The 10,383-nt window shown below is 39.2% G+C and carries 8 protein-coding genes, 1 pseudogene and 1 other annotated feature; of the genes and pseudogenes, 6 read left to right on the top strand and 3 right to left on the bottom strand.

Features of this window, described 5'->3' with window-relative positions; genetic code table 11:
- Positions 1-134: 134 nt before the first annotated feature.
- Together tyrS and rpsD are read right to left on the bottom strand one after the other, a co-directional pair.
- Positions 135-1,394 (bottom strand): tyrosine--tRNA ligase, encoded by a 1,260-nt coding sequence (tyrS, locus tag BFU02S_RS12330; protein ID WP_066371049.1) that lies wholly within the window; start codon positions 1,392-1,394, stop codon positions 135-137.
- Positions 1,395-1,434: 40 nt separating this feature from the next.
- Positions 1,435-1,648, bottom strand: a binding site (T-box leader).
- 126 nt (positions 1,649-1,774) lie between these two features.
- Positions 1,775-2,377, bottom strand: coding sequence for a 30S ribosomal protein S4 (gene rpsD, locus BFU02S_RS12325; protein ID WP_066371048.1), 603 nt, complete (start codon positions 2,375-2,377; stop codon positions 1,775-1,777).
- A gap of 331 nt (positions 2,378-2,708) precedes the next feature.
- Here rpsD and megL point away from each other — a divergent pair, with 331 nt between their 5' ends.
- Positions 2,709-3,893, top strand: a complete 1,185-nt coding sequence (gene megL / locus BFU02S_RS12320; protein ID WP_066371047.1) for a methionine gamma-lyase — start codon at positions 2,709-2,711, stop codon at positions 3,891-3,893.
- A 29-nt stretch (positions 3,894-3,922) separates the two neighbouring features.
- Here megL and msrC read toward each other — a convergent pair whose 3' ends face one another.
- Positions 3,923-4,405, bottom strand: a complete 483-nt coding sequence (msrC, locus tag BFU02S_RS12315) for a free L-methionine (R)-S-oxide reductase MsrC (protein WP_066371046.1) — start codon at positions 4,403-4,405, stop codon at positions 3,923-3,925.
- A 154-nt stretch (positions 4,406-4,559) separates the two neighbouring features.
- On the opposite strand from msrC, the gene refZ reads away from it, so the two are divergent.
- The 5 genes and pseudogenes from refZ (at position 4,560) to BFU02S_RS12285 (ending at position 10,240) form a co-directional block, all read left to right on the top strand.
- Positions 4,560-5,192, top strand: a complete 633-nt coding sequence (gene refZ / locus BFU02S_RS12310; protein WP_066371045.1) for a forespore capture DNA-binding protein RefZ — start codon at positions 4,560-4,562, stop codon at positions 5,190-5,192.
- A gap of 470 nt (positions 5,193-5,662) precedes the next feature.
- Positions 5,663-7,348: a septation ring formation regulator EzrA gene (gene ezrA / locus BFU02S_RS12300; protein ID WP_066371039.1), complete on the top strand. Its 1,686-nt coding sequence runs from the start codon at positions 5,663-5,665 to the stop codon at positions 7,346-7,348.
- Between the two features lie 222 nt (positions 7,349-7,570).
- Positions 7,571-8,713 carry a cysteine desulfurase family protein gene (locus BFU02S_RS12295; RefSeq protein WP_066371052.1) on the top strand — a complete coding sequence of 381 codons (1,143 nt, stop codon included), beginning with the start codon at positions 7,571-7,573 and terminating at the stop codon, positions 8,711-8,713.
- Positions 8,714-9,921, top strand: a pseudogene (thiI, locus tag BFU02S_RS12290) (tRNA uracil 4-sulfurtransferase ThiI). It abuts the gene before it with no gap.
- A gap of 115 nt (positions 9,922-10,036) precedes the next feature.
- Positions 10,037-10,240 (top strand): alpha/beta-type small acid-soluble spore protein, encoded by a 204-nt coding sequence (locus BFU02S_RS12285; RefSeq protein ID WP_066371037.1) that lies wholly within the window; start codon positions 10,037-10,039, stop codon positions 10,238-10,240.
- Positions 10,241-10,383 lie beyond the last annotated feature (143 nt).

Raw genomic sequence — 10,383 nt, 5'->3', positions numbered from 1 at the left:
TCTGCTATGGCGCAGGAGCACATAACGAGGGGCTAAGCGGTGGAGCTGGACAATTTTCGAAGTCAAAATCTTTCTTTTACTTTTAAAAAAAAGGTAACCAAACATTAAAATTTGGTTACCTGCTAGTAAAATTCTTAGTATTTAATCAACGTATATTTCTTTTTGCCTCTTCTGATAATCGTAAACTGTCCTTCGATTTTATCTGTTGCTTGAAGGGTATAGGCAGTATCTGTAATTTTTTCGCCATTAATTGAAATGGCTCCATTGCTGATATCCTCACGGGCCTGGCGCTTGGAAGGGGAAATGTTTGCAGCCACCAGTAACTCTACCAAGTTATTTTCGGCTTCACTTTGCACCACATAGGATGGAACCTCTTTAAAACCTTGCTTGATTTCAGCAGCCGTCAGATTTCTAACATTACCGCTGAATAATGCTTGTGAAATTTTGATTGCCTGTTGTAATGCTTCTTCACCATGAATCAGGCGGGTCATTTCTTCGGCTAAAGTCTTTTGGGCTTTGCGAAGATGCGGTTCTTCCTGAACGGCTGTTGCCAATTGTTCTATTTCATCATGTGAAAGGAAGGTGAAAAACTTCAGGTATTTGACAACGTCTGCATCAGCCGTGTTGATCCAGAACTGATAAAATTCATACGGGGTTGTCTTCTCTGGATCGAGCCAAACAGCTCCACTCTCTGTCTTTCCAAATTTTGTTCCATCGGCTTTTGTAACTAGCGGTATGGTTAATCCAAACGCTTTTGCATCCTCAGAATGGGTTTTCCTGATTAATTCCAGTCCTGAGGTGATATTGCCCCACTGATCGCTACCCCCGATTTGTAATTTGCAGTTATGATGGTCATAAAGGTGATTGAAATCCATTGCCTGCAATATCGTATACGTAAATTCAGTAAACGAAATACCTGTTTCGAGTCGATTGGCGATTGTATCCTTTGCCAGCATGTAATTAACCCCAATATGTTTCCCGATATCGCGTAAAAAGGTCACAACATCCATCGACCCAGCCCAATCATAGTTATTGACCATAATTGCACCGTGTTCACCGGAAAAATCAAAAATGGATTCAAGCTGTTTTTTAATGCCTTCGACATTTTTCTGAACAGTTTCCAAAGTTAACAGCTTCCGTTCTTCATTTTTTCCGCTTGGGTCGCCGATAAGACCGGTTGCCCCGCCGACAACGACAATCGGACGATGGCCATGCTGCTGGAATCTTCTAAGTGTTAAAAACGGCAGCAGGTGACCGATATGCATACTGTCAGCCGTAGGGTCAACACCGCAGTAGAGAGAAATTTTCTCCTTATTTAAAAGATCTTTTAAGCCATCTTCATCCGTTTGCTGGTAAATAACCCCACGCCATTGCAAATCCTGTAATAATTCCATTTTCATTACCTCCTAAAAAAATAAAAACGCCCCTGCTAATTGCAGGGACGAAAAACTCGCGGTACCACCCGGCTTGAGGATTGCTCCTCCAACTCAATTAAAATAACGGTTATTACCGTTCTCTGCTACTCTAATTTCACAGAGAATGCTCCGGGATGTAATTCATTCCTCTATATGTGACAGCTTCCACCTGCCGCTGTCTCTCTTGGAACAGGGATAGAAGAACTACAATTGGTTCCCATCAATGCTTCTTTATTCAAAAATTAACTTATAGTTTTTGTATCACAACTTGCTTAAGATGTCAAATAACTTGGCATAAATAGTGAGCAGCAAAAAATAAATCCCCATACCATATGGTATAGGGATTTGGAAAAAAATAATTATCGAGAGTAGAACTCAACGATTAATGCTTCGTTAATTTCAGCAGGCAGTTCAGAGCGCTCTGGCAGGCGGGTGAAAGTGCCTTCTAATTTGTCAGCATCAAAAGTTAAGTAATCAGGTACGAAGTTGTTTGCTTCAAGAGCATCCTTGATTACTTCAAGGTTACGTGATTTTTCACGAACGCTGATCGTTTGGCCAGGAGTTACACGGTATGACGGAATATCAACGCGTGAACCGTCCACTAAAATATGACCGTGGTTTACTAACTGGCGTGCAGCACGGCGAGTGCGGGCAAGTCCTAAACGATAAACAATGTTATCAAGACGTGATTCAAGAAGAATCATGAAGTTTTCGCCATGGATACCGCTCATTTTGCCAGCTTTAACGAACAAGTTGCGGAATTGGCGCTCATTTACGCCGTACATATGACGAAGTTTTTGTTTTTCTTGCAATTGCAATCCGTATTCAGAAAGCTTTTTGCGTTGGTTTGGACCATGTTGACCAGGAGCGTAAGGACGCTTTTCTAATTCTTTACCTGTGCCGCTTAGAGAAATTCCAAGACGACGGGATAATTTCCAGCTTGGGCCGGTATAACGAGCCATGAAAGACTCCTCCTTTTTGTGTTTTTATTTGGTAAAATAAAAACCGCGAACGAAACAACTATAATCGTCATTTTGTTTTCATGCACCATCGCTCCAGCAGCATAGAGTTACGCGATGCACCATCACAAAGATGAACTCCTTGTGAGGAACAAAATGAGCAGATTAACATTGTCTCTTAGGCTGCAATATTTTACACAAAGGATATTATATAATTTTCATAGCCTCTAAGTCAAGTGGGATTTTGGATCACTTTCTTAACTGTGGACCATTTATCATCATATAATATAATAGAAATTGAAATCGTTTTCACTTTAAGGCAGGGGGCTTAATAATGACCGAAAACAAAAAGCGATTTGAAACAGAAGTCATTCATGCGGGATTTAGTGCCGAAGAACATCATGGAAGTTTAACTCCGCCAATATATCAAACATCTACCTTTATATTTACGAATGCCGAACAAGGGGAAAGAAGATTTGCCGGTGAAGAAGATGGATTTATCTATTCGCGTCTGGGAAACCCAACAGTGAAAATGTTAGAAGACAGAATGGCCGCTCTAGAAAATGGGGAAGCAGCATTGGCCTTTTCTTCAGGAATGGCTGCAGTAAGTGCTGTATTTACTGCTTTAACGAAAACAGGTGATCATATTTTATGCTCCCAAGGGGTGTATGGCTGTACTTTTGGTTTGCTTCAGTTGTTGAAACAAAAGTATGGGATCGAACATCAATTCTCTTCGATGGACTCCTATGAAACCGTTATCGAAGAAATTCGCCCCAATACTGCTTGCATTTATATTGAAACACCCATTAATCCGACGATGAAGCTTGTGGATCTTAACATGATTGCAAAAGCTGCGAAAGAAAAAGGTATCCCTGTTGTCGTTGATAATACATTTTGCTCACCATACTTACAAACTCCCATCAATCATGGCTGTGATATTGTGATTCACAGTGCGACAAAATATATTTGCGGTCATGGTGATGTCATTGCTGGTTTGGTGATTGGCGATAAGGAGTTTATAAAACTGGTTGCACGCACAACTCAAAAAGATATGGGCGGCGTTATATCTCCTTTTGATGCCTGGCTGCTGTTAAGAGGGTTAAAAACCTTACCCGTTCGCATGGACCGCCAATCGTATAATACGGCTATGCTGTTTGAGTTTTTAAAAGGCCATCCGAAAATCGCTGCTATCCATTATCCGGGAGATCCGGAACACCCGGATTATTCTATTATGAAAAAACAAATGAAACAGCCTGGGGCCCTAATTGCCTTTTCTGTCGAAGGAACGAAAGAAACGGCTCAAAAATTAATGAATCAATTAAAAATTATTAAGATTGCAGTCAGTTTAGGAGAAACGGCTACATTAATTCAGCACCCTGCCACCATGACCCACGCAGTAGTGCCAAAAGAGGAACGCTTAAAAATGGGAATTGGAGATCATTTGCTCAGACTATCTGCAGGTCTTGAAGCGTGGGAAGATTTAATTGAGGACTTGGAACAAGCATTGGAACAAATATAAAGAAAAACCCGCCATTGGCGGATTTTTCTTTATATTTGTTCCATTAATCGATCCACAAACTCTTCCAGGTGTTTTTGATCTACTTCATCAAAACGATTGATTTCCTGTGAATCGATATCCAATACGCCAATCAGCTGTCCATTCTTGACAAGCGGGATGACAATCTCGGATTGAGAAGCAGCATCACAGGCAATGTGGCCGGGAAATTGGTTCACATCTGCGACACGAATCGTTTCCCTTTTCAAGGCTGCTGTTCCGCATACACCTTTGCCGAGCGGGATGCGTATACAGGCAGGCAGCCCCTGAAATGGGCCTAGAACAAGCTCTGACTCGGTATCCATTAAATAAAAACCGACCCAGTTAATCCTGTCAAGAAACTGGTTTAATAGGGCAGACGCATTGCTGAGATTTGCTACTCTATTTTTTTCATCATGGATTAAGGCTTGTAATTGTTTTTTTAGAAGCTGGTAATTTTCTTCACGGTTCCCTGTGTATTTTTCGACATTGAACATGTTCTTCACCTAATTTCTTTTGTTTTCTACATATATTTTATCAGATTAAGAAGAAAACAGGCAGAGTTTGTCGACTTTTTCATGAAGGAATTGGCCTTAACATCAAGAATTTGTATATTGTGGGATTCTGCTGTTCCAAAGGAGGGGAGAGCCGATGAAAAAGGATTCAAAAGATGAAATTGTGAAAGCTGCCATTCTTTTGTTTAACTCAAAAGGCTATGATGGCACGTCTGTAAGGGATATTGCCAACCTGGCTAAAGTTAATACAGCAACAATTGCCTATCACTTTGAAAATAAAGCTGGATTATTGGAATATTGTTTTACTCATTTTTTTGAACAATATATCAGAATCATTGAAAAATCCTATCAATCAATTGAGAAAGGGGCAAAAGAATGTTTAAAACGCATTATAGCAGATCTGGTGCATTTCCACTGTGAAAATTATCAGCTTGCCAGCTGTATCTATCGAGAATTATCCATTGATTCCCAAATAGCGCGCGAAATTATGGCAACTTATTCCTTAAAGGAAAAGTACTATTTTGAAAAGATCTTTGAAAGAGGATTTGAATGGAATGAGTTTCGACCGCATTCTATACCTTATTTGCTTATACAGTTAAAAGGATTATTGATGATGCCGTTTATGAATACTCATTATATGAGGGAAGTATTGTATATTTTTCCAAACGAAAAGTTTTTTGAGCAAAAATACTTGAAGGAATTATATTTATGGATTGACAATACGCTGACTTCAGCGGTAAACATCAAAAAAGAAGCAATCCTAAAATAAACTTAAAAAGTGATGAGAGAGATGAATGAACTTTATACTGTTTTAAGGGAGCACTAGCTGGAAAGGACCAATCCTCCATTCAGCGCAGTGCTTTTTGATTGTTTTCCCCTTAAGCATTTCCTCATTTTTGCGCTTTTTTTAATCCGTCTCGATAAAATTCATATTTTTTGATTTCTTTTACAAAAAAATTGAAAACAATGGTCAAAAATTGTCGTTTACATGGTATCATTAAAGCATTGAATATAAGAAAAGCGCAAGCGCCTTGGTAAGCCCCGACAGGCAAATGTTCTTCTTCACTAAAATCTGATATTTGGACTTTTAGTGAAGAAGGTTGTTTGTCCCGAGGGACTAGGCCGCTTGCGCTGGACAATTCTCGAAGTCAGAATTTATCCTTTCTTTACTTTTAAAAAAATAAGGTTATTTGATATATAGTGAATGGATTCAAGTGCTTTTGGAATGGGAGGCTTAATATGATATATTTCATTGGATTTTTCATCCTCTTACTGATCTTTTTTGTAACAGGATATATCATAAAGAAAAAGTATTTTAAAGAAATGGATCGATTAGAAGCATGGAAAATTGATCTATTTAAACGTCCGGTTCCGGATGAGCTGTCCAAAGTTAAACAGTTGAATATGACCGGACAAACAGAAGAACTATTTGAGCACTGGCGGAATCAATGGGATGATATTATCACGGTGAAGCTTCCAAAATTGGATGAAATGCTTTTTAATGCCGAAGAATACATAGACCGTTATCGATTTAGAAAAGCTAAAGAAGTTCAAACTGATATTGCGAACAAATTACAGGAAACCGAAAATCAAATCAAGAATATTTTGGAAGAATTGCATGAACTAGTTGGAAGTGAGGAGAAAAACCGCGAAGAAATTGAACAGTTAAAGGAGTTATACAGGGAAACGAGAAAAATGTTACTTGCTCACCGTCATAGTTTTGGCAGTGCAGAGAAGCATTTAGAAGAACAGTTAAATCATATAACGATAAAATTTCAAGAGTATGAAGAAAAAACTGAGAATGGAAATTACCTTGAGGCCCGTGAAACAGTTTTACTGATTCATAGTCAGCTTACTAAGATTAAAAACCATATGGACTTAATTCCGCAGCTTTTAATTGAATGTCAATCACTTGTGCCCAATCAGTTGTCCGAAGTGCTGGATGGTTTTAAAGAAATGACGGAACAGGACTACTATTTAGAGCATCTTCATGTTGAAGAGGAAATCGGGCATTTGCGTGAAAAGCTGGCTGAGAATTTAGCCTTAATTGAATCAGCAGAAATTGAAAAGGCTGTTGAGGAATTGAAAGAAATAAAAGAGCGAATTGACATTTTGTTTGACCTTTTAGAAAAAGAGGTATATGCCAAACAATTTGTTAAGAAAAATGAAAAATTAACCAGTCAGCTTTTGGCTGCTGCAGAGGAGGAACATCAAAAACTTGCGGATGAATTTCTCCATGTCCAAGGCAGTTATCAGCTGTCAGATCAGGATTTAGAGGCTGTTACTAGTTTGGAAAAAGAACTTTTGGCTGTATTTAAGCGATATGAAATTTTGCAGGAGAAAATCAAGATGAATGAAACGGCTCAAACTGTCATCAGTGAAGAATTAGGTGAGGTTAAGGAGCGGCTGGAACTTATACGCGAAGGGCAGCAAGACTTTGCCAAGAAACTTCAAGCGCTAAGAAAAGATGAACTGGAAGCACGAGGGAAATTGAAAGAGTTAACAAAAAAGGTTAACGAGACAGTTCGTCTGGTTGAAAAAAGCAATGTTCCGGGAATACCGGAAGATTATAAATATCTGATCGAGGATACCAGTGACAGTATCCAAAATGTGAGAGTTCAGCTAGAAGAAAAGCCGCTCAACATTCAAGCGTTAAATCAGTATCTTGAAATTGCCGTCTTAACAGTAGAAAAACTTGTATCCGTAACAATGGAATTAATTGAAAATGCTACGCTTGCTGAAAAAGCAATCCAATACGGAAACCGATATCGGAGCAAGTATGCTTCTGTTGCCAAAGCTTTAGCTGAAGCGGAAAATTCGTTTCGGCAATATCATTACCAAGAAGCGTTAGAACAGGTTGCAGCTTCTCTTGAGAGTGTTGACCCTGATGCCTTGAAAAAAATTAAAGCTACTGTCGAGGTTTAAAAAGTTTGTTACCGATTCAGCCAAATTTAGGAAGGATCGGTTTTTTCTTGTTTCTAAATATATTGTACATGGATACAGAAAGACCTTCTGTACACATTAAGGGAGACTGATCTCTTGATTAGTTTGCAGGGCGGTTATTCCCTATATCATTGCTAGATGGGCGCCTTTTCGCTTTTCTACTTTTATGATAAGATTTATTTCGGCAATAGGGAAGGTGATACGATGATCTATTTTGATAATAGTGCAACAACGAAAGCGTATAAAGAAGTATTGGATTCCTTTGTTAAAGTTTCTAGCGAGTTTTTCGGGAATCCTTCTTCACTTCACGGCTTTGGGGGACAGGCTGAAAAACTGTTAAACCAAGCACGGGAACAAATTGCGAAACTTTTATCAGCAAAAACGAATGAAATTTACTTTACTTCAGGCGGTACTGAAAGTAACAATATAGCAATCAAAGGCGCAGCATATTGGAATCGGACTAAAGGACGCCATATTATTACAACGAGTGTCGAACATGCCTCTGTCTACAATACAATGGAACAGTTAGAGCAGGAGGGGTTTGAAGTTACATACCTGCCTGTAAATGGTGATGGTAGGATATCGGTTGATGATGTGAAAAGTGCGATCCGCAAAGATACGATTTTAATCTCGATTATGCATGTCAATAATGAGGTTGGTACAATTCAGCCGATTAAGGAAATTGGCGATATGTTGAAAAGCAATCCCAGTATTCTTTTTCATGTTGACGGTGTACAGGGGATTGGCAAAGTTCCTCTCTTGTTTCATGAAAACAGAATCGATTTATATTCGCTTTCCGCCCATAAATTTCATGGTCTAAAAGGTACTGGTATATTATATATTCGAGATGGTGTGAGACTGACACCGCTATTTTCCGGCGGCAATCAAGAGCGGAAAATTCGCAGCGGCACTGAGAATGTTGCAGGTGCGGTATCAATGGCGAAAGCTTTAAGGCTGACATTGATGAAACAGGAAACTGGACTAGAACGGATGAAAAAAATCCAAAGTCTGTTAAGAAATAGTTTAGTGGACATGAATGGAATCCATCTAAACACTCCAGTTGAAAATGCCGCCCCGCATATTGTCAATTTCTCTGCTGAAGGAATAAAATCAGAAGTATTTATTCATGCCCTTGAACAGAAGGAAATTTATGTTTCTACAACAAGTGCATGTTCTTCAAAAAAGAAAACACCAAGTAAGACATTACTCGCGATGGGAGTTCCGGAAGGTTTGGCGGAAAGTTCTATAAGAATCAGTCTTTCTTATGATAATACAGAAGAAGAAGCCGAAACCGTGATAACGGCTGTCAAGGATACTCTAGATCAATTACGAAAGGTAATGAGTTAAATGAATTATGATCGTATTTTAATCCGCTATGGGGAAATCTCTACCAAAGGCAGGAATCGTAATAAATTTGTAGATAAGCTAAGGAAAAGTGTTCGGATTGCCTTGATTTCTTTCCCGAAGATCAAAATTGAAGCAAGCCGCGACCGGATGTATGTCATATTGAATGGAGAAAATGGCATAGAAATTATCAAAAGATTAAAGAATATATTTGGGATTCAATCCTTCAGCCCTGCGATCAAAGTTGAGCGCGATGTCGAGGCGTTAAAACAGGCTTGTCTTGATCTAGTCAGGTCGCGTTACAAAGAAGGCCAAACTTTTAAAGTGACGGGCAAAAGATCCGATAAAACATTTGAACTGGACACGAATCAAATTAATGAAACAGTCGGCGGATATTTATTGAGCCGGATTCCAGGGTTAACAGTCGATGTGAAAAATCCTGATATCAATTTACGTGTAGAAGTGAGAAAAGAAGCAATTTATTTATCGTGCGAAACAATTAAAGGAGCAGGCGGGCTGCCGTTTGGTTCGAGCGGCAAAGCGATGCTTATGCTCTCAGGCGGGATCGACAGCCCCGTGGCAGGCTATATGGCAATGAAACGCGGATTAGAAATTGAGGCAGTTCATTTTTTCAGCCCGCCATTCACAAGTGAAAGGTCAAAGGAAAAGGTCATTGATTTGGCAAGAAAACTATCTGATATCGCAAATGTTTCGATTAAATTGCACATTGTTCCGTTTACGGACATACAGCAAGCCATTCGCGAACAAGTGCCGGAAAATTATACGATGACATCAACAAGGCGAATGATGCTGCGAATTACCGATGAAATTAGAGAACAAAGGGAAGGCTTGGCAATTGTAACCGGAGAGAGCCTTGGCCAGGTTGCAAGCCAGACACTTGAAAGTATGTACGCAATCAATGAGGTAACGAATACACCGATTTTACGTCCCTTGATTTCGATGGATAAAACCGATATTATTAAAATCGCAGAAGAAATTGATACATTTGAAATTTCAAATCGCCCATTTGAAGATTGCTGTACTATCTTTGTGCCAGCTTCGCCAAAAACAAAACCGAAACGGGAAAAAGTTAATCAGTTTGAAAGTTATTTTGATTTGAACCGCTGATCCGGGAAGCGGTCCAAGAGACAGAAATGATAAATATAAAGCCTGGCAGTGAACATCAATCAGAATTTGATGAATTATTTTAGTTAATCATAAAACGGATGTATGATTTTTGTGTTTTTACAAACAATTACCAATGGGATTTAAGTATGATGCTATGTGATTCTACACATTCTATACTCACAAGGAGGTGAAGATCACATGGCAAACAACAACTCTAATCAATTACTTGTTCCTGGGGTACAAGAAGCTCTTAACCAAATGAAGTATGAAATTGCTCAAGAGTTTGGTGTAAACCTTGGCGCTGACACTACTTCACGTGCTAACGGTTCTGTTGGTGGTGAAATCACTAAGCGCTTGGTTTCTATGGCTGAATCGCAATTAGGCGGTGGCTTTGCTCGTTAATTAAATTGAATACAAATGGCTACAGAGGACGGGAGATGATCCCGTTCTTTTTTTTAATAGTAAAGAAAGTATAAATTTTGGTTTCGAGAATTGTCTAGCTCCAGCGCCTAACCCCTCGTTATGTGCTCATGCGCCATAGCAGA

This window comes from Neobacillus fumarioli NBRC 102428, from assembly GCF_001591485.1.
In the GTDB taxonomy this organism is placed as follows: domain Bacteria; phylum Bacillota; class Bacilli; order Bacillales; family Cytobacillaceae; genus Neobacillus; species Neobacillus fumarioli.
Note: the sequence above shows the minus strand (reverse complement) of the source record. Positions and strands in the feature narration are given on the sequence as shown.